Source organism: Paraburkholderia sacchari (assembly GCF_000785435.2).
GTDB classification, from domain to species: Bacteria; Pseudomonadota; Gammaproteobacteria; order Burkholderiales; family Burkholderiaceae; genus Paraburkholderia; species Paraburkholderia sacchari.
Genome location: NZ_JTDB02000003.1, coordinates 241620 through 261547, shown reverse-complemented (window position 1 = coordinate 261547; position 19928 = coordinate 241620). Strand labels below are relative to the sequence as shown.

Sequence of the window (19928 nt, the reverse complement as noted above, 5' to 3'; positions counted from 1 at the left end):
TCCCCCACCCACCGCCTGGTGTCAACCCGCAGACGACCGGGCACGTTCGGTGCACGCTCTCGCCACTTCGCCTATAAATGCACCTGCGCATGCGACAGAGCGCCGCAGTTCAGCGCGGGGCTGATTAGCGTGTCCTTTTCCTGGCTCAATAACCATATCAACAACGTCTCAAGCGAGGACATCTTGGATCTCGAAACAATCCGCACATTCATCATGACCCGGGGCATCGACTTCGGGACCAAGGTCGTCGCGGCGATCGTCCTGTGGATCGTCGGACGCTGGGTCATCAACCTGATCACCGGCTTGCTGCGCCGCATGCTCTCGCGCAACCAGCGTGTCGATCCTACGCTCGCGCATTACCTCGGCTCCATCCTCGGCGGCTTGCTGAACCTGCTGCTGGTCCTCGCGATTCTCCAGGTGTTCGGAGTGCAGACCACCTCGTTCGCGGCACTGCTCGCGGGCCTCGGCCTCGCCATCGGCACGGCCTGGGGCGGCCTGCTCGCGCACTTCGCGGCGGGCGTCTTCATGCAGGTGCTGCGTCCGTTCAAGGTCGGCGACTTCGTGACCGCGGGCGGCGTGACGGGCACCGTGAAGGAGCTCGGCATCTTCGGCACGACCATCATCTCGCCGGATAACGTCGTGAACATCGTCGGCAACAACAAGATCTTTGCGGACACCATCTCGAACTTTAGTGCCACGCCGGTGCGCCGCGTCGAGCTGACCGCGAAGATCGCCAACGGCGTCGATCCCGTCGATGCCGCCAAGCGGCTGCGCGCCGTGGTCGCGGCCATTCCCAACGTCGTGCAGGATCCGGCGCCCGACGTCGAGGTGCTGTCGTTCACGCCCGAAGGTCCGCTGCTGTGCGTGCGGCCATATACGAACAACGAGCACTACTGGCAGGTGTACTTCGACACCAATCGCGCGATTGTCGAGACCTTCCGCGACGCGGGCTATCCGACGCCGGAGACGCCGTCGATCATTCGCCGCGTGGGTTAGGCGGTCAGGCGCGGCGCGCTGCACCGCGCCGTCACGCACAAGAACAAACGGCATCGTCCTCGCGGGCGATGCCGTTTTTTATTGGTACGGCCGCTGCGCCGCTGCGATTAGTTGCGGTTGCCGTTCGGCCCGCCCACGGCGCTGTCGCGCCCGCTCTTGCGCAACATCTTCCAGAGCCCGCCGATGAGCACCGGCACGATGGCCGCGCCAATGCCCACGAGCACGATCACGTTCAGATACTGGCGAATGAACGGAATGTTGCCAAAGAAGAAGCCTAGCAGCACGAGCAGCAGCACCCAGAACAGCGCGCCCGCGATGTTGAAGAACTGGAAGCGTCGCATGCTCATCTGCGAGACGCCCGCGACGAACGGCGCGAAGGTGCGCACGACCGGAATGAAGCGTGCGAGCACGATGGTCTTGCCGCCGTGGCGCTCATAGAAGTCGTGGGTCTTTTGCAGCGCCGCGCGATCGAGAAAGCGTTCGAGCACGGGAATGCGCGTATTGAACACCTTCGGGCCGATCGCATGGCCGATCAGATAGTTGACCGTGTTGCCCGTGACCGCCGCCACGACCAGCAAGACCAGCAGCAGGACGAGATTCATCTCGTGGGTGGCCGCGAACGCGCCGCCGATGAACAGCAGCGAATCGCCGGGCAGGAACGGCAGCACCACGAGCCCGGTCTCGCAAAACACGATCAGGAACAGGACGGCATAAACCCAGGCGCCGTACTGCTGGATGAAGACGCCGAGAAACTTGTCGATGTGCAAGACGAGATTGGCAAACTGCAGCAGCGTATCCAAAGGTATCCCTTATTGGTCGAGGCCCGGTGCCTGGTCGAGGCGCGCGTGGCCGGTGTTGCGCGAGAAGCAAAATTGACCGCGCCATGATACCGAAAGTGCCCCTCGTCACGAAAAATTCCCCCGAAAATCCGCAAAAATCCGTGGAAAGTGCACCGAAAGCGGCTCGAACGTCGCCCAAACCGGAACGCAAGCACATGCCAGGGCAGCCCGGGGAGGCCCGCGCCGAATCGCTATAATTGCGCGCATGTCTTCGAATTCCGATCTTGCCGGCGCTGGCGCAATTCCCGGCAGTGCACCGAGCGGTGCATCCGTCAATGCGCCCGACTCCGCCGACGGCGCAGCCGCCCATGCGACCACTGCAACCTCCGCAGCGGCGGACCCCGCCCAAGCCTCGCGCGCCGCGCAGCCCGCGCGCGCGATCCAGGCGCTGCCCGACCAGCTGATCAGCCAGATCGCGGCGGGCGAAGTGGTCGAGCGCCCCGCCTCGGTCGTGAAAGAGCTGCTCGAAAACGCGCTCGACGCAGGCGCGTCCACGCTGCGCATTCTGCTCGACGAAGGCGGCGTGAAGCGCATCTCGATCGCCGACGACGGCTGCGGCATCCCCGAACCCGAGTTGCCGCTCGCACTGATGCGCCACGCGACCAGCAAGATCCGCTCGCTCGCCGAACTCGAAAGCGTCGCGACGCTCGGGTTTCGCGGCGAAGCGCTGGCCTCGATCGCTTCGGTGGCCGAGATGTCGATCACGAGCCGCCCCGCCAGCGCCGCGCACGCCGTGAAGATCGACGCGCACACGGGCGCGCTCTCGCCCGCCGCGGGCGGCCAGGGCACCACCATCGAAGTGCGCGAGCTGTACTTCAACACGCCCGCGCGCCGCAAGTTTCTGAAGAGCGAGCAGACAGAACTCGGCCACTGCCTCGAGATGATCCGCCGCAGCGCGCTCGCGCGGCCCGACGTGGCGATCTCGGTCCTGCACAACGGCCGAGCCGTCGAGCACTGGAACGCGAGCGATCCGGCCACGCGCGTCTCGAAGATCCTCGGCGAGACTTTCGCCACAGCGCATCTGCCGCTCGACGAGCGCGCCGGGCCGCTCGCCGTCTACGGCTGCGCGGGCCTGCCTACCGCGAGCCGCAATCGCGCCGACCAGCAGTACTTCTTCGTGAACGGCCGTTTCGTGCGCGACAAGCTGCTCACGCATGCCGTGCGCGCCGCCTACGAAGATGTTCTTCACGGCGACCGCTATCCATCGTATGTGCTGTTTCTCGACTTGCCGCCCGAAGCGGTCGACGTGAACGTGCATCCGTCGAAGATCGAAGTGCGTTTTCGCGACTCGCGCTCGATTCACCAGTTCGTGTTTCATGCGGTGCAGCGTGCGCTCGCGCGCCATGCGGGTGCGTCGCCCGAAACCACGGCGGGCGGCCACGCCGCGCTGATCGAGCCGCGGCCCGCGCCTGGCGCCGGCGTGCTGGGCGGGGCCGCCGGGCTGGCTTCAGGAGCTTCGAGCACCACCGGCAACGCTGGTGTTTCCGGCGCATCGCCCGCTGGCTTCGGCACGCCTGGCAAGTTCGGCACGGCCAGCGTCGCGAGCAGCTTCGGTGGCACGGGAAGCGGCTTCTCCAGTGGTGCGGGTAGCCGCGCGTCGGGCTTCGGCTCCGGCGGTTCGAGCGGTGGCTCGAGCGGCTCGGGTGCCAGCGGCAACACCTGGCTGCGCCAGTCGCGCATGACGCAGGGCAGCCTGCCCGTCGCGCAGCCGCTCGCGCTCTACGACGCCCTGTTCGGCCGCAAGGACGTCGGCGCCGGCACCGCACAAGGCGCGACCTTGCCGCAGACCGGTCTGGCGGAAGATGCTGACGCGTCCTTCGCCGCGCAAGGCCCCCAGCCCGCCTTCGACGCCCGCGACGACCATCCGCTCGGTTTCGCGCTCGGCCAGGTGCACGGCATTTACGTGCTCGCGCAAAACGCGCGCGGCCTCGTGATCGTCGACATGCACGCCGCGCACGAACGCATCCTGTACGAGCAGTTCAAGCAGGCGCTCGCCGAGCGCTCGCTCGCGGTCCAGCCGCTGCTGATCCCGATTTCGATGACGGCCGACCCCGTGGAAACTGGCACCGTCGAGGAAGAAAAGGCCACGCTCGAAGCGCTCGGTTTCGATCTCGCGGTGCTCTCGCCCACGTCGATCGCGATCCGCGCGGTGCCCGCGCTCCTGAAGGACGCAGACCTGCAAGCGCTCGCGCGCGCGGTGCTCGCCGATCTGCACGCTTATGGCGGCTCGCGCGTGCTGACCGAGCGCCAGCACGAGATGCTCGGCACGCTCGCCTGCCACCACGCGGTGCGCGCGAACCGGCGCCTCACGCTCGACGAGATGAACGCGTTGCTGCGCCAGATGGAAGCGACCGAGCGCGCCGACCAGTGCAATCACGGCCGGCCCACGTGGTACCAGCTGACGCTCGCCGATCTCGACCGGCTCTTCATGCGCGGCCAGTGAAGCAACACTTATGAAGCAATCCAGCGAAGCACTGCCGATTGCGTGCCTGCTCGGGCCCACGGCCTCGGGCAAGACCGCGGCCGCGCTCATGTATGCCGCCGCACAAGCGAGCGCAGCGCACGCTCGCACGGTCGAGATCGTCAGCGTCGATTCGGCGCTCGTGTATCGCGGCATGGACATCGGCACGGCCAAGCCCAGCGCCGAGGAGCGCGCGGCGGCCACGCATCATCTGATCGACATCGTCGATCCCGCCGAGGCGTACTCCGCCGCCAACTTTCGCGCCGATGCGCTGCGCGTGACCGGCGAGATCGTCGCGCGCGGCAACATCCCCTTGCTCGTGGGCGGCACGATGCTCTACTACAAGGCGCTCACGCAAGGGCTCAACGACCTGCCGGGCGCGGACCCCGCCGTGCGCGCGCAACTCGACGCCGAAGCCGCGCGCGATGGCTGGCCCGCGCTTCACGCGCGTCTGGCGCAAGTCGATCCGGCCACGGCCGCGCGCCTCGCGCCCAACGACTCGCAGCGCATCCAGCGCGCGCTCGAAATCTTCATGCTCTCGGGCCAGCCGATGTCGGCGCTGCTCGCCGCGCCGCGCACGAACGCCGCGCGCGAAGATGAAGCGGCGCGCTACCGGTTCGTGCCGATTGCGCTCGAGCCGTCGGATCGCGGCGTGCTGCACAAGCGCATCGAACGGCGCTTCGACGCCATGCTCGCCGCCGGCTTCATCGACGAGGTCAAGGCGCTGCGCGCGCGCGGCGACCTCGATCCGAACCTGCCTTCGATGCGCTGCGTGGGCTATCGCCAGGCCTGGGAATACCTCGACGGCGCCATCGATTACGCCACGATGCGCGACAAGGGCGTGTTCGCCACGCGCCAGCTCTGCAAGCGCCAGCTCACGTGGCTGCGCGCGATGCCCGAGCGCATCGTCGTCGACTGCTGCGCGGCCGATGCGACCGCGCACGCCGTCGCCGCCATCTCGGCGGTAGCGCACGCGCAGGGCTGAGCCAACGCGTGCGGGCGCTGCGCCTGCCCGCTCTCTTCCAGGCGCCCCGCCGCGTTGTGCACCACAACATTACCGCCGCGCATTCTCTCCCGCCGCGCCTGCGCACGCGCCTGTGCGCCGTAAAGCACCCGCAGCACGCCACTAAAAACCCGCAGAAGCCGTCTTGACTTTCGCGCGACCGAATACGATCATTCGTTCATCAATAGATCAATTGCTCGATATTATCGAGTAGCGCATGGCCCGCGCATCGGCACACCAGGCGCACATGACGCTATCTGAGGAGACACACAGATGGACAGCGAACGCAGCAACGCGAACGTGATCCTGCACATCGGCGCCGGGTCGTTTCATCGCGCACATCAGGCGTGGTATCTGCATCGCGCGAATCTCGCGCGCAAGCCGGACGAGCCGGCCTGGTCCCTTACCGTGGGCAATATCCGCGCCGACATGAACGCCGTCATGGACGCGCTCGCCGCGCAGCACGGCGTCTACACGCTCGAAACGGTCACGCCGCAGGGCGAGCGCGCCTACGAGACGATCCGCTCGATCACGCGCGTGCTGCCATGGTCCGCCGACCTCGCGGCGCTGATCGAAGCGGGCGCGGACCCCGCGTGCAAGATCATCGCCTTCACGGTGACCGAGGGCGGCTATTACCTCGACGAGCACGACCGCCTCGACACCGCGAATCCCGATCTGGCCGCCGATCTCAACGGCGCGCGCGGCACGATCTACGGCGCGCTGGCCGCGATTCTCGAAGCGCGCATGGCGCGCGGCGGCGATGCCGGCGAGTGCGCGGTCACGCTCCAGACCTGCGATAACCTGCGCAGCAACGGCAAGCGCTTTCACGCGGGCATGCGTGAATTCCTCGCGCTGCGCGGCGCAATGGCGTTGCGCGACTGGTTCGATGCCCACACCACCTGCCCCGATTCGATGGTCGACCGCATCACGCCGCGCCCCACACCCGACGTGCGCGAACGCGTGAAGGCCGCAACCGGTATCGACGACGCCTGCCCCGTGATGGGCGAGGCCTTCATCCAATGGGTGATCGAGGATCACTTCTGCGCGGGGCGGCCCGCGTGGGAGCGTGCGGGCGCGGAGATGGTCGAATCGGTGATGCCTTACGAGGAGGCCAAGATCCGCATCCTCAACGCGACGCATAGCTGCATCGCGTGGGCGGGCACGCTCGTCGGGCTCGACTACATTCACGAGGGCACGAACGATGCCGACATCCGCACCTTCGCGCGCGAGTACGTGAGCGAGGACGTGATCCCCTGCCTCACGCCGAGCCCGCTCGATCTCGCGAAATACCGCGACGTCGTGCTCGAGCGCTTCAGCAATCCGTACATCCAGGACACGAATCAGCGCGTGGCCGCCGATGGATTTTCGAAGATTCCCGGCTTCATCGCGCCAACCATCGCGCAGCGTCTCGCGGCCGGCGCCGTGCCGGCCGCCACGGCCATCCTGCCCGCGCTGTTCCTGCGCTTCCTGCAACGCTGGAGCAACGGCACGCTGCCGTACGCGTACCAGGACGGCGTGATGGACGGCCAGGCAGTGAAAAGCATGTTCGCCTCCAACAACCCGAACGACCCAAGCGCCGCGCTCGCCGCGTTCTGCGCCGACAAGCTGCTCTGGGGCAGCCTCGCGGGCAGCGCGCCGCTGGCCAACGCGCTGCGCGACGCGCTCGCGCGCGTGGATGCATGGCTCGCGAAGCGCGGCTGCAGCGTCTGAGCATGCGCCCGCGCCCCTGGGTCGGCGCCCATGGCGCGGCCCGGCGCGCGCGGCTAAAGTAGCCCCTCCCCCTCACGACTTTCGCGCGCGCCCATGTATCTCGGCATCGACCTCGGCACCTCCGAAGTAAAAGTCCTGCTGCTCGCCCCCGACAGCCGCGTGATCGGCACTGCGGGCTCGCCGTTCACCGTCTCGCGCCCACAGCCGCGCTGGGCCGAACAGGATCCCGCCGACTGGTGGGACGGCACGCGCCGCGCGCTTGCCGCGCTGCGCGAGAAGCATCCGCGCGAATTCGCCGAGGTGCGCGGCATCGGCCTCTCGGGGCAGATGCACGGCGCGGTGCTGCTCGACAAGCACGACACGGTATTACGCCCCGCGATCCTCTGGAACGATATGCGCGCCGTCGACGAATGCGCCGAACTCACCGCGCGCGCGCCGCAACTGCATCGCGTGGCCGGCAATCTGGCGATGCCGGGTTTCACCGCGCCCAAGCTGCTGTGGATCGCGCGCCACGAGCCCGAGCACTTTCGCAGGATGGCCTGCGTGCTGCTGCCCAAGGACTGGCTGCGCCTGAAGCTCACGGGCGGCAAGGTCTCCGATCCTTCCGATGCGGCGGGCACGCTATGGCTCGATGTCGCCAGACGCGACTGGTCCGATGCGCTCCTCGACGCCTGCAACATGACGCGCGCGCAGATGCCGGCGCTCGCCGAAGGCAGCGCGCCTTCGGGCACGCTGCTGCCATCGGTCGCGCGCGAGTTCGGCCTGCGCGAGGATGTGGTGGTCGCGGCCGGTGGCGGCGACAACGCGACGAGCGCGATCGGCATCGGCGCCGTGCAGCCCGGCGACGGCTTCGTCTCGCTCGGCACCTCGGGCGTGCTTTGCGTGATCGGCGATCGTTTCCGGCCGAATCCGGCCTCGGCCGTGCATGCGTTCTGCCATGCGATTCCCGAGCGCTGGCATCAGATGAGCGTCGTGCTCTCGGCGGCCAGCTGCCTGCGCTGGGTCTGCAAGCTCACCGGCACCGACGAGCCCACGCTGCTCGCCGAAGTCGAGCGCCTCGCGCCACCAACGCTCGCGCAAGCGCCGCTCTTTTTGCCCTATCTCTCGGGCGAGCGCACGCCGCACAACGATCCCTATGCGCAGGGCGTGTTCTTCGGCATGACGCACGCGACCGACCGCGCGCTGCTCGGCTACGCCGTGCTCGAAGGCGTGACGCTCGCGCTCACCGACGGTCTCGACGCGCTGCGCGCGGCCGGCACCGAAGTTGGCCCGCTCTCGATGCTCGGCGGCGGCGCACGCAGCGCATATTGGGCGCAGCTGGCGGCCGACGTGTTCGACACCCCCACGCGCCAGCACGGCGGCGGCGAAACGGGCGCGGCGCTGGGCGCGGCACGCCTCGGCTGGCTCGCGGCAGGCGGCGCGTTCGACGAGGTGCTGGCGAAGGCACCCGTAGCCGCCGAGTACACGCCCGACGCGGCGCGCCACGCCGCGCTGCGCGAGCGGCTCGAAGCTTATCGCTCGCTGTATCGACACGTGCGTCCCCTCTTCGATCCGGCGCGAGAAAGGCTCGCCTGAGCGCACCGAAGGTTTCCAGTACACTTCGCTCGCATCAGACCAACCCGCTCACGCATTCGCTGCGAAGCCCGCCCCGATCAACACCGTGCCCAAGTCCACCGAAAAACTCGATCTCGCCACCCGCGCCGCCTGGCTTTACTACGTGGCCGGCAACACCCAGAACGAGATCGCCGAAAAGCTCCAGGTGTCGCGCCCGGTTGCACAGCGCCTTGTCGCGTTCGCGGTCGAGAAGAATCTGATTCGCGTGCGCGTCGATCATCGGCTGGCCGACTGCCTCGCGCTCGCCGACCAGCTTTGTAAGCGCTATGGCCTCGCGATGTGCGAAGTGGTGCCCGTGGACGGCGACACGCCGGAGGCCATCGACCGCAAGCTCGCGGTGGCGGGCGCGCAGGTGATGGAGCGCTATCTGGTCGAGGAGCGCCCGATGGTCGTGGCGGTGAGCAGCGGGCGCACGCTCAAGTCTGCCGTCGATCAGATCGCGCAGCTCGATCGGCCGCAGCATCGCCTCGTCTCGATGGTGGGCGCGATCGCGCAGGACGGCTCGTCGAACCGCTATGACGTGGCGCTGCACATCTCCGAGAAAACCGGCGGCAAGCATTTTCTGCTGCCCGCGCCGCTCATCGCCGACAACGAGGCCGAGCGCGCGCAATGGTGCAATCACCGGCTCTATCGCATTGTCGAATCGCTGTCGAGCGAGGCCGATGTGGCGTTCGTCGGCATCGGCAATATTGGCGAGCATTGCCCGCTGCATGAAGACGGCTTTCTCACCACCGACGAAGTGCACGAGTTGATGGGGCTGGGGGCGATTGCGGAAATGCTCGGACTGCCGATCGATGCGAACGGCAAGCGCGTGGATTCGCCCACGGGGCGGCGCGTGACGAGCCTGCTTCTGGATGCGCCGCCGAAGCGCCCCACCATCGGCTTCGCGGGTGGTGCGCGCAAGCGCGAGGCGGTGATCGCGGCGCTAAAGGGCGGCTGGCTCTCGGGGCTCGTGACTGATGAAGAGTGTGCGCGGGCGGCGTTGAGGGATAAAGGCTGAGCGTAATGAGCGCCGATTCGATTCGCCATGCGGAAAGTTCAACACCGCTTCATTTGCAAGCCGAACGGGCGGCGGGCGGCGGGCGGCGGGCGGCGGGCGGCGGGCGGCGGGCGGCACATTAATCCGCGGTTCCCCAAGTTTGCTGGACCATTACCCCGATTTCAGATTGGGCTTGTCGGAATCGTTGTTCGCCCCGTTTTTTAGCTATTTGGGTTCGCTTCCATACCAGCCCCGCTCGCTTGAGAACTCCGGTCAGTGTATTGCGATGAACCCGAGTCCCGAACGTTGCTTCGAGGCGTGCCAACAGTTCCGGTGCCGTCAGCGCCTCTTGCGTCTCGCCCACACCTTCAACTGCTCAACCTGCTACGGCGGCAGCTTCGACAGCGCACCGCTACGCGGCGCGTCCGACATCCCTGCCACACGTTTGTCCAGCCAACGACAGCGCCGCCAACGTCAACTCCTGCCACTTGGCTATCTCCTTGGCTGGCATGCCGTTGCTAAACATCAGAATCATCTCGAGTTCATGAGGCGCTTATGTCGGAGGAGCGAAGCCATTGAGAATGTGGCAGACGTGCAGCGAACTTGAAACCGGTTCTCAGATAAAAAGAAAGATTGGAGCACGTCACGCGGCTCGATGTCGTCAATTTCTGATGGTAATCAATGGTTCACCTTTCGCTCCAGAACTCCGACCGGAATCGGAAGATCATTAGCCAATGACCATCAAGGACACGCTGAACTTCGGCGTCTCCGGATTAGGACATCATGGCGCATCCCACCTCGCAGCCTTCCCCGCAGACACCGGCTTCGGCACCGGCGAACCAGCGCCTTGCGCAGCTACCGTTCGCGTTTCCCTTTCTGAAGAAAGCCGCAACAGCAGGAGGGACCGGCGCGCCGTTTGCAGACGAGCACGACATCTACAGGTTGCTCTCGGAAAAGGAACCGGGAGGCTTCTATCTCGTCAGTCCGGGCGGGATGTGGCACGGCGGAATCCACGTCACTGAAGCGGGCGCGGGTCAGTCGCTCGACCTCGAAGCGGGTATTCGCTGCATTGCCGATGGCAAGGTGATCGCCTACCGGGTCAATCGCGATTATCCGGTGAGCACCATGCCGGCAGCCGATAGCCAGCCGGCGGCGTCCATTCCGTACAGCACCGGATTCACGCTGGTGCAGCACGTCATGGAGTTTCCGCGCGACACCAGGCTGACGTTCTACAGCCTGTACATGCACGTCATGTCGGTATCGGAATACGCGAACTTCCCGAAGCGGTCAAAACCGGTATTCTGGACGCGCCAGTATCAGGTCACCAGCTACGCGCGGGATCGGCAAACTGGCGGGCCCAATCCACAAATGGGCCTGCGGGTGCGAAGCAGTCATCCACACGGACAACCCAAGGGCATTTTGCCTCAGGGAACGAACATTACGCTCTCCAGGCAGGAGAACGGATGGGGGCAAATCGCTACGCTGGACTGTGAAATGCCGTACCCGCTGGCTGTGGGCGGCCTGATAAGGAACGCGGATCTTGTTGGCAAGTGGGTTTTTCTTGGTCAGGAGAACGGCGGCCCGCTTGTCAACGAACAGTTTCCTGATTCATCCATTGACACAGTGATGTTCCCCCGCGCGCCGGGTGACACGGGTAGCACAGGCAACGCAGCGAATGGATATCCGGTGAAGGCCGGCGACCTGATGGGCCACCTGGGACGTTTCGATTCACTGACCGCCGGTGTGTCGGGAACACGCATGGCACACGTCGAGGTGTTCTGCGACGACAGTGTCGTCGAGTTCCTGAAAACCGGTAGAGCCTGGGTCAACCGGAATTGTGCCCGCCCTGAGGAATGGGCGGCACTGGGATTGCCGTCCAGGCCCACGATACTGTGCGTACCGCCCGGCACGACGCTGTACCGTGATCATTCGCTGCAAGGGCAAGGCACGGACGCGCCCGACACCGATGTGACACAGATCTATCCGATCGCCGTACTGGGCAAGCAAGCCGGCAGGCAGTTCACGGAGGCCCAGGTCGATGCGCTGATGGGCTACAAGGTGAACTGGTGGAAGGTGGATAGTGCCAACGCATTGCGAAATCCCATCAGCGGCTGGGTGCGTGAGATCCAGTTCCCCCATGGCCGGGTGACGCTGGATTTCGCGCAGGGATGGCCTGAATTCGATCACATCGAAGGCGAAATTGACCACGCGCATAGCATCTTTTCCAAAACCGAAGACTGGATCAATTACCGGCTCAATCCCACCGTGCCGGGTGCCGGCGCTCGCACCAGACTCAGCGAATTGATGCTCAAGGCGTATGACAAGCTCTTCACAACAGGCGATGGCGGCACAGCCGCCAACGACCTCATGATGATGTGCAAGCCACCCTCGGGCAAGTATCCGTGGCTGATGCAGGCGGGCTCCAGACTGATCGTGAAGCACGAGAGTGAATGGGCGCATCCGGAGAAGTGGTCTGAGCTGATCGCAGCGCTTGCGCAGCGCACCGGGCCGCGTCCAGAGCATGAAGAGGAAAAGAAGCGCATCGAGAAACTCGTCTGGTGGGATGCAGTGCGGGCTGGCGTGCAGGGTTTTCCCGGGCCGGACGTTTACCACATTCATCCGATTGCGCTGGTGGGGAATTTTAGAAATGAATTCCAATTTACGCTTCAGATGATGAAACGTATATTTACCGAAGCGTCAGATAGTTCACTATTGGACATAGTTGATGAGCTTAATGCACATTTATCATTCTTCAAACTTGACACCTCTCTTCGCAGAACACATTTCTTCGCTCAGGTAATGCAGGAAACTGGTTCTAAGTTGAAGCTAGAAGAGGATTTCACATATAGAGCAAGCGCCTTACTAGATTTTTCATACTTTCGAGCACACCCGGCTCAAGCCACAGCACACGGTTTTGCGCACGTAAAACCGATCAAAGCAGACGGGAACCCCATGAACCAAGCCGATTTCGAAGCGATTGCCAATGGAGCCTATGGTGGACGCGCGGATCTTGGTAATGGCTCACATGAATCTGGAGACGGGTGGCGTTTTCGAGGGCGAGGGATGAAGCAACTCACCGGTAGATACAATTACCACGCTTTCACTATTTGGCAACAGCAAAATGAGGCTGAATTTCCGAGCGATACTCAAAACTAAGAAAATAACCCGGATTTGGCAAGTCTGCCAAAATACGCAGCGCGATCAGCTGCATTCTTTTGGCTTCGCAATCATCTTTCCGTCTTGGCGGATCATGGCCAGTCCGCAGATGATGTCAATTCAATTACGAGAATCGTTAATCGCGACACAAACAGTTACGGCGCTCGAGTTAGTAATTTTAATTTACTTTGGAATCGAGGTGATTTTCAATGAGTATCCCAAATAGAAACCCCCCTCTATTGGTTTGTTTCATTTTTTTAGTTTTATAAATCCTTCGAATTCTTTGACACAAGAGGATACACTCTGTTCTCAACACGAAGAAATTTACTTCAGTTGTTCAGTGGGGGATAAAATCGTTTCCATCTGTGCCTCCGGAAATATATCACCGAGAAACGGATACGTTCAATATCGTTTTGGCACTCGCGAACAAATTGAACTCGAATATCCTAAATTACCATATCCGCCAATGAAAATTTTTTCAATAAGTGACATTAATGAAGGCAATATTCAATTTACGCACATTAAATTCAAAATCAACAAATTTAATTATGTTGTTTATAGTGGATTTCCATCTGGTATTTATGTGATAACCAGAAAGGGTTTGGTGTCAAATAAAACGTGCGAGCCAGGGACCTATCAACAAATAAATACACGGGCTTACAGGGGTATTAAAACCGTGGCACCAGATAGTCGAGTTGATAATTTCGTCCAGTGATCGAGATCATGTGGCAACGCTACCAGATTGCTTAGTCTCTAGCTTCAAGTGCAACACCTTGAATCGGGTAAGGTGCCTTGATTCAGGCCCCCTCTGCGACAATCGTCGCGGCGCCGCCTCGCTTCCGAAGCGGCGCCTCTATCTCAAGCCGCCAACTGCTGCGCGAAGCGGCGCTCGAACGCAATACCCTCGGCATCGAACAGATGGCAATGATCGGGCGACGCGCCCAGCTTCATCGCCTCGCCGCGTTCGTGTTGCTCCAGCGGCGGAATGCGCGCGATCAGGCCGTCCGGTGCAACGGGCGACTCCGCATAGAGATACGCCGCGTCGCCGAGCGACTCCACCGTATTGGCCTTCGCGCTCACGCCGTATTCGCCGGGGTTGACATGCATATGCTCGGGGCGGATGCCCACCGTCACCTTATTGCCTTCGCGCGCGCCTGATGCCGTATTCGGCTCGACCGCCACCTTCTGCGTCTCGCCCGTTTCGTAACGCACGATGACTCCGTCGCTCGCGACCTGCTGCACGACGCCATCGAGAAAATTCATCTTCGGCGAGCCAATGAAGCCCGCCACGAAGCGGTTCGCGGGCGCATGATAGAGACGGCTCGGACTCCCAACTTGCTCCACATTGCCCGCCGATAGCACGACGATCTTGTCCGCGAGCGTCATCGCTTCGACCTGGTCGTGCGTCACGTAGATCATCGTCGTTTTCAGCTCGTCGTGCAGGCGCGCGAACTCCAGACGCATCTTCACGCGCAGCGCTGCGTCGAGGTTCGAGAGCGGCTCGTCGAACAGGAACACCTTGGGCTTGCGCGTGATCGCGCGCCCGATCGCCACGCGCTGGCGCTGGCCGCCGGAAAGCTGCTTGGGCTTGCGGTCAAGCAGATGGTCGATGTGGAGAATCTTCGCGGCGTTCTTCACTGCCGCATCGATCTCCGCCTTCTTCGTGCCCGCGAGCTTGAGCCCGAACGCCATGTTGTCGTATAGCGTCATGTGCGGATAGAGCGCGTACGACTGGAACACCATCGCAATGCCGCGCTTGGCCGGCGGCACGTCGTTCATGCGCGCGCCGTCGATCATCAGGTCGCCGCCGCTGATGTCTTCGAGTCCCGCGATCATCCGCATGAGCGTGGTCTTGCCGCAGCCGCTCGGGCCCACGAACACGACGAACTCGCCGTCCGCGATATCGAGGTTCACGTCGCGCAGCACTTCCGTTTCGTCGTAGCGCTTGAGTACGTCTCTCAGGGTCACGCTTGCCATGATGTCTGTCTCCGTTCAATCACGAATCAATTCGTTGTGCCGTTTGCTGAAAAGCCGCGCTCAGTGCGCGCGAGCCTCCGCCTTCTGCATCCAGTCCGCCACGAGCGCAGGCAGCGCGCGCATATCGTCGAAAATCTCCTGCGCGCCTACTTCGCGCAATTCGAGCGCGTGCGTGTCGCCGCCCACATGCGCGCCGCCCACGAAGCCGAGCACTGTCATGCCCGCCGCGCGCGCCGCGCTCACGCCCGCCACGCTGTCCTCCACCACGAGGCATCCAGCGGGCGCCACGCCCACCCCCCGCGCCGCCGCGAGATAAACGTCCGGGGCTGGCTTCGGCCTTGCCACCATATCGGCGCAATAGACGCGCTCGTCAAAAAAATGCGCGAGACCGTTGCGCTCCAGCACGCGGCGCACCACCGCCGCGTAGCTGTTGCTCGCACAAGCCTTGGTGAGCGCAACGGCTCCCAGTGCAGCACTCACGCCGGGAAAGAGCGGCGCTTCGGCCGCCTCGGCTTCAGCCACGGCGCGGATCGCGTCGACGTCCGCGGGCGTCAGCCGCCGGCCGAGCGCCTCGCTCGCGCCGCCCAGCACGCGCTCGATGCGCTGCCCGAGCAGCGGCATCAGCACGGGCGCCACCGCAGCGCCTGGCCAGCGCGTTTCGAGCTCGCGCACCAGCACGCGCGCGGCCACGGCTTCGCTGTCGATCAGCACGCCGTCGCAATCGCAGATCAGAGCCTGAATGGGCATGAGTGGAGTCCTTGTTTTGCCTGTTGGTGGCGCTTGTTTGTGTCGCTTGTTTGTGTCGCCTACTTGACCGCGCCGAACGTAAGCCCGCGCACGAGCTGCTTCTGCGAGAGCCAGCCGACGATCAGCACGGGCGCCACCGCCAGCAGCGAAGCCGCCGAGAGCTTCGCCCAGAACAAGCCCTCCGGGCTCGAATACGAGGCGATAAACACGGTAAGCGGCGCCGCATTGGAACTCGATAGATTGATGCTCCAGAACGCTTCGTTCCACGAAAGAATGATCAAAAGAAGCGCGGTGGACGCGAGCCCCGGAACCGACATCGGCATGAGCAGATAAACGATCTCCTGCCAGGTGGCCGCGCCGTCCATGCGCCCGGCCTCGAGGATGTCCTTCGGAATCTCATTGAAATACGTGTAGGCCATCCACACCGCGATCGGCAAATTGATGAGCGTGTAGACGATCACGAGCCCGCTCACGGTGTCGAGCAGCCCGGAGTTCTTCCACAGCAGGTAGATCGGCACGAGCACGCCCACCGAGGGCATCATCTTGGTGGACAGCATCCACAGCAGAATCCCCTGAGTGCGCCGGTTCGGGAAGAACGCCATCGCGTAGGCAGCCGGCACGGCAAGAATCAGGCAGACGACCGTCACGCCTGCCGAGATCAGCACCGAGTTCCATGCGAACGCGAAGTAGTTGCTGCGCGCGAAGACCTCGCGGAAGCTGTCGAACGTCGGCATGAAGAACAGCGACGGAATATACGCTTGCTGCTCGGTCTTGAACGCCGTGATCGTCATCCAGAAGATCGGGAAGAACAGCGCGAGCGCGATGATCCATGCGAGCAGCCCAGGCGCCATGCGGCCGATGAACTGGAGCGGCGAGGAACGCTTTACCGCGTGCGGCGACTCATTTGGCAACTTCGGCGCATGAACGGGCGATGCAGTAACTTGGCTCATTTTTCGTACTCCCCTTTGAGGTTGCGCGCGAGCATGCGCACGAGGAAGAACGACACGATGTTCGCGAGCACGACGGCGAGAATGCCGCCTGCGGACGCAATGCCCACGTCGAACTGCTGCAGGCCCATCGAGTAGATCAGGTAAGTGAGGTTGGTGGTCGCGTTGCCGGGACCGCCGCTCGTGGTCGTGTAGATCTCCGCGAAAATCGAGAGCAGGAAGATGCTTTCCATCATCACCACCACGGCTATTGCGCGGCGCAGGTGCGGCAGCGTGATGTAGAAGAACATCGCGATCGCGCCCGCGCCGTCGATGCGCGCGGCCTCCTTCTGCTCCTGGTCGAGCGACTGGATCGCCGTGAACAGAATGAGGAACGCAAACGGCAGCCATTGCCACGCCACGATCATGACGACCGCGGTGAGCGGGTAGTCGGCGAACCAGTCGATCGGCGTCATGCCCAGCGCGCGCATCGCGATCGCCACGAGGCCATACACCGGATGCAGGATCATGTTCTTCCAGATCAGCGCGGAAACCGTCGGCATCACGAAGAATGGCGCAATGGCAAAGAGGCGCGCCACCCCTTGCCCTACGAACTTGCGGTCGAACAGCACCGCCATCAGCACGCCGCCGACCACGGTGATCACGAGCACCGCCACGATCAGTTCGACCGTATGCAGGATCGACGGCCAGAACGACGGGTCAGTGACGAGAAACGTGTAGTTGTCGATGCCCGCGAAGCCCTTGAGATCGGGATTGAGCAGGTTGTATCGCGTGAACGAATACCAGATCGTCATCGCGAGCGGAATCGTCATCCACAACAGCAGGACGGCGACGGAAGGTGAAACCAGCCAGCGCGACGCCGAACGGCGCGTCTCTACGCGTTGCGGCTGGGGTACTCGCGCTCGATTGAATATGGGCATGGGAAGATGGAGATGACGCATGAGGACCACCCTTCTCTGTTGCGCGGCGGCTCAGGGCACGACGCCGCCACATTGGCTTCGCGAGAGGCGCGCCGTGCCGTGCGGGCCAGCGCGCCCTACGCTTACTTCCGCGCTTGCTTCTGCGCTTATTTCTGATAGCCGGCCTGCTTCACGGCGCGGTCGGCGGCGGCGTTGCCGGCGGCGAGCGCCTGATCGACGCTCATCTGGCCCGCCACGGCGCCGGCGATGCTCTGGCCCACGACCGTGCCGAACGATTGGAACTCAGGAATCCCGACGAACTGGACGCCCGTGTACGGAACTGGCTTGGCGCTCGGGTGAGTCGGGTCTGCGCTCTGAATCGCCTTCAGCACGAAGTCCGAGAACGGCGCGGCCTTCTTGTACTCGGGGTTCTGGTACGTCGAGACGCGCGTGCCCGATGGCACCGAGGCCCAGCCCTCGTCCTTCGCAACCAGTTCGATATATTGCTTCGAGGTGGACCACTCGATGAACTTCCTCGCGGCGTCCTGCGACTTCGACGATTTCGGCACCGCCAGCGCCCACGACCACAGCCAGTGCGAGCCGTTCGGCGTCGCCTGGGTCGGCGCCGCCGCGAAGCCGATCTTGTCGGCCACCTGCGATTGCTGCTTGTTATAGAGGATCCCGGCCGCGACCGTGGCATCGATCCACATCGCGCACTTGCCGGATGACATCAGCGTGAGGTTCTCGTTGAAGCCGTTCGAACTCGCTCCCGGCGGACCGTCCTTCTTCAGCAGATCGACATAGAAGCTGACCGCCTTCTTCCACTCGGGAGAGGTCAACTGCGCGTGCCATTTTTCGTCGAACCAGCGGCCGCCGAAGGTGTTCACCACCGTGGTCACGTAAGCCATGTTCTCGCCCCAGCCCGCCTTGCCGCGCAGGCAGATGCCGTAGGTGCCCTTGGACGGGTCGTTCAGCTTGTCGGCGAAGGTCTTGATCTGGTCGTAGGTCGGCTGATCGGGCATCGTCAGGCCCTTTGCCGCGAACAAGTCCTTGCGGTAGTACGTCATCGAGCTTTCGACGTAGAACGGCAGTGCGTACAGCGTGCCGTTATACGAGAGACCGTCGCGCGCCGTCTTCACGACATCGTTCAGGTCGTAGTCGGCGCTCAGGTTTGTCATGGGCGCGAGCCAGCCGCGCTTGCCCCATTGCGGCGCCTCGTAGGTACCGATCATCATCACGTCGAACTGGCCGCTATTGGTCGTGATGTCAGTCGTGGCGCGCTGGCGCAGCACGTTTTCCTCGAGGATCACCCAGTTCAGCTTGATGCCCGGATTGGCCTTCTCGAAGGCCGGCGAGAGCTTCTTCAGCTCGAGCATGTCCGGGTTGTTCAACATCGCGATCGTGACGGTCTGCGCGTGCGCGGCGCCCGCCGCGGCGACGAGGGCGAGCGCGCTCGTTGCGTGCGCGAGGCGCCTGGCGGCGCACCGTATAGCTGGTTTCATGACGTTGTCTCCTTCCTTGTTGGCTGCGTTATGTTCTAAACCGCGTGGCTCTAAACCGCATGGTTCGAAACCGCGTGTCGTGCTGCATGGGTTGAAGCCGCCGGAACGCACCGGAGCCGCGTTCAGCTCATCCAGTTTCCGCCGTCCACATTGAGGGTCTGGGCGGTGATGTAATCGGCGTCGGCCGAGGCGAGAAAGAGCGCGGCGCCCGTGAGATCACCGGGCACGCCCATGCGGCCAAGCGGTACTTCCTCACCCACCAGCCGCTTCTTCTCGCCCAGCGGGCGGTTTTCGTAGCGCGCGAAGAGCGCGTCAACCTGATCCCACATCGGCGTGTCGACCACCCCCGGCGCGATGCCGTTCACGTTGATCTTGTGCGGCGCCAGCGCGAGCGCCGCCGACTGCGTGTAGCTCAGCACCGCCGCCTTGGTTGCACAGTAGTGCGAAACGAGTGCCTCGCCGCGCCGGCCCGCTTGCGACGACATGTTGATGATCTTGCCGCCCTGCCCCTGCTCGACCATGCGGCGCGCCACTGCCTGCATCAGAAAGAACATGCCCTTCACATTCACGGCGAAGAGGCGGTCATAGATGTCCCAGGATTCGTCGAGCAGCGGGCGCATGTCGAACAGCGCCGCATTGTTGAAGAGGATATCGATGCGGCCAAAGCGCCCGAGCGCGTCCACCACGATACGCTCGATGTCCTCGCGGCGCGTGACGTCCGCGCTGAGGGCCAGCACGCGTTCGGGAAACTCGGTAGCCAGCGCGGGCGCGATGGCGTCGGCGGGCTTCACGTCGACCAGCACGCAACGCGCGCCCTCGTCCAGATAGCGCCGCGCGACGGCCTCGCCAATGCCGCTTGCTGCGCCGGTAAGCACAGCGACCTTGTCCTGCAAACGTCCTGCCGCCGGATGCGCGGAATGTGCCACGGGGTTGTCTCCATTTGCGTCCGCGGAACCACCATGCGAACTATCGCTCGAAATTCGAGCATTTGCTCTGTTGGTGATCGAATGATCGGCGACGGACGCGCCCATGTCAAGGCGGACATACGCGATTCGCTTGAGTTTTCGATGGTGCGGCGCGCAACGAGCTGCTTACCGG

The 19928-nt window shown here is 63.8% G+C and carries 14 protein-coding genes; 7 read left to right on the top strand and 7 right to left on the bottom strand.

The annotated features are described in order from the left end of the window. Positions 1-183 precede the first annotated feature (183 nt). Positions 184-996 carry a mechanosensitive ion channel family protein gene (locus tag NH14_RS13395; protein WP_035522034.1) on the top strand — a complete coding sequence of 271 codons (813 nt, stop codon included), beginning with the start codon at positions 184-186 and terminating at the stop codon, positions 994-996. A gap of 107 nt (positions 997-1103) precedes the next feature. Here NH14_RS13395 and NH14_RS13390 read toward each other — a convergent pair whose 3' ends face one another. Further along, positions 1104-1796 (bottom strand): DedA family protein, encoded by a 693-nt coding sequence (locus NH14_RS13390; RefSeq protein WP_035522031.1) that lies wholly within the window; start codon positions 1794-1796, stop codon positions 1104-1106. Between the two features lie 244 nt (positions 1797-2040). On the opposite strand from NH14_RS13390, the gene mutL reads away from it, so the two are divergent. The 6 genes from mutL to NH14_RS13360 all read left to right on the top strand — a co-directional run bounded on the left by mutL (position 2041) and on the right by NH14_RS13360 (position 12758). After that, positions 2041-4278: a DNA mismatch repair endonuclease MutL gene (mutL, locus tag NH14_RS13385; protein ID WP_084225071.1), complete on the top strand. Its 2238-nt coding sequence runs from the start codon at positions 2041-2043 to the stop codon at positions 4276-4278. Positions 4279-4288: 10 nt separating this feature from the next. After that, positions 4289-5281 carry a tRNA (adenosine(37)-N6)-dimethylallyltransferase MiaA gene (gene miaA / locus NH14_RS13380; protein WP_035522029.1) on the top strand — a complete coding sequence of 331 codons (993 nt, stop codon included), beginning with the start codon at positions 4289-4291 and terminating at the stop codon, positions 5279-5281. A gap of 291 nt (positions 5282-5572) precedes the next feature. Continuing rightward, positions 5573-7009, top strand: coding sequence for a D-arabinitol 4-dehydrogenase (dalD, locus tag NH14_RS13375; RefSeq protein WP_035522026.1), 1437 nt, complete (start codon positions 5573-5575; stop codon positions 7007-7009). A gap of 93 nt (positions 7010-7102) precedes the next feature. Beyond that, entirely contained in the window at positions 7103-8584 is a 1482-nt protein-coding gene (gene xylB / locus NH14_RS13370; protein WP_035522024.1) for a xylulokinase, read from the top strand. 85 nt (positions 8585-8669) lie between these two features. Beyond that, positions 8670-9623, top strand: a complete 954-nt coding sequence (locus NH14_RS13365; protein WP_035522022.1) for a sugar-binding transcriptional regulator — start codon at positions 8670-8672, stop codon at positions 9621-9623. 762 nt (positions 9624-10385) lie between these two features. Beyond that, positions 10386-12758, top strand: a complete 2373-nt coding sequence (locus NH14_RS13360) for a glycoside hydrolase family 19 protein (protein ID WP_237179626.1) — start codon at positions 10386-10388, stop codon at positions 12756-12758. Between the two features lie 858 nt (positions 12759-13616). Here the strand turns inward: NH14_RS13360 and NH14_RS13355 are convergent. The 6 genes from NH14_RS13355 to NH14_RS13330 all read right to left on the bottom strand — a co-directional run bounded on the left by NH14_RS13355 (position 13617) and on the right by NH14_RS13330 (position 19756). Next, complete coding sequence (locus tag NH14_RS13355; protein WP_035522019.1) at positions 13617-14735, bottom strand: ABC transporter ATP-binding protein; 1119 nt, start codon at positions 14733-14735, stop codon at positions 13617-13619. 60 nt (positions 14736-14795) lie between these two features. After that, positions 14796-15482 (bottom strand): HAD family hydrolase, encoded by a 687-nt coding sequence (locus NH14_RS13350; RefSeq protein ID WP_035522017.1) that lies wholly within the window; start codon positions 15480-15482, stop codon positions 14796-14798. A 59-nt stretch (positions 15483-15541) separates the two neighbouring features. Further along, positions 15542-16432, bottom strand: coding sequence for a carbohydrate ABC transporter permease (locus NH14_RS13345; protein WP_035522015.1), 891 nt, complete (start codon positions 16430-16432; stop codon positions 15542-15544). After that, entirely contained in the window at positions 16429-17370 is a 942-nt protein-coding gene (locus NH14_RS13340; protein ID WP_035522013.1) for a carbohydrate ABC transporter permease, read from the bottom strand. The genes NH14_RS13345 and NH14_RS13340 overlap by 4 nt, the downstream gene beginning before the upstream one ends. Before the next feature lie 125 nt (positions 17371-17495). Further along, positions 17496-18830, bottom strand: coding sequence for an ABC transporter substrate-binding protein (locus tag NH14_RS13335; protein ID WP_035522010.1), 1335 nt, complete (start codon positions 18828-18830; stop codon positions 17496-17498). Between the two features lie 122 nt (positions 18831-18952). After that, positions 18953-19756 (bottom strand): L-iditol 2-dehydrogenase, encoded by an 804-nt coding sequence (locus NH14_RS13330; RefSeq protein ID WP_035522007.1) that lies wholly within the window; start codon positions 19754-19756, stop codon positions 18953-18955. Positions 19757-19928 lie beyond the last annotated feature (172 nt).

What these genes read in the sequence shown, in the direction of transcription:
- miaA (WP_035522029.1), top strand. Translation starts at nt 4,289, where the DNA reads ATGAAGCAATCCAGCGAAGCACTGCCGATTGCGTGCCTGCTCGGGCCC.
- NH14_RS13345 (WP_035522015.1), bottom strand. Translation starts at nt 16,432, where the DNA reads ATGAGCCAAGTTACTGCATCGCCCGTTCATGCGCCGAAGTTGCCAAAT.
- NH14_RS13360 (WP_237179626.1), top strand. Translation starts at nt 10,386, where the DNA reads ATGGCGCATCCCACCTCGCAGCCTTCCCCGCAGACACCGGCTTCGGCA.
- dalD (WP_035522026.1), top strand. Translation starts at nt 5,573, where the DNA reads ATGGACAGCGAACGCAGCAACGCGAACGTGATCCTGCACATCGGCGCC.
- NH14_RS13340 (WP_035522013.1), bottom strand. Translation starts at nt 17,370, where the DNA reads ATGCGTCATCTCCATCTTCCCATGCCCATATTCAATCGAGCGCGAGTA.
- NH14_RS13355 (WP_035522019.1), bottom strand. Translation starts at nt 14,735, where the DNA reads ATGGCAAGCGTGACCCTGAGAGACGTACTCAAGCGCTACGACGAAACG.
- NH14_RS13350 (WP_035522017.1), bottom strand. Translation starts at nt 15,482, where the DNA reads ATGCCCATTCAGGCTCTGATCTGCGATTGCGACGGCGTGCTGATCGAC.
- xylB (WP_035522024.1), top strand. Translation starts at nt 7,103, where the DNA reads ATGTATCTCGGCATCGACCTCGGCACCTCCGAAGTAAAAGTCCTGCTG.
- mutL (WP_084225071.1), top strand. Translation starts at nt 2,041, where the DNA reads ATGTCTTCGAATTCCGATCTTGCCGGCGCTGGCGCAATTCCCGGCAGT.
- NH14_RS13335 (WP_035522010.1), bottom strand. Translation starts at nt 18,830, where the DNA reads ATGAAACCAGCTATACGGTGCGCCGCCAGGCGCCTCGCGCACGCAACG.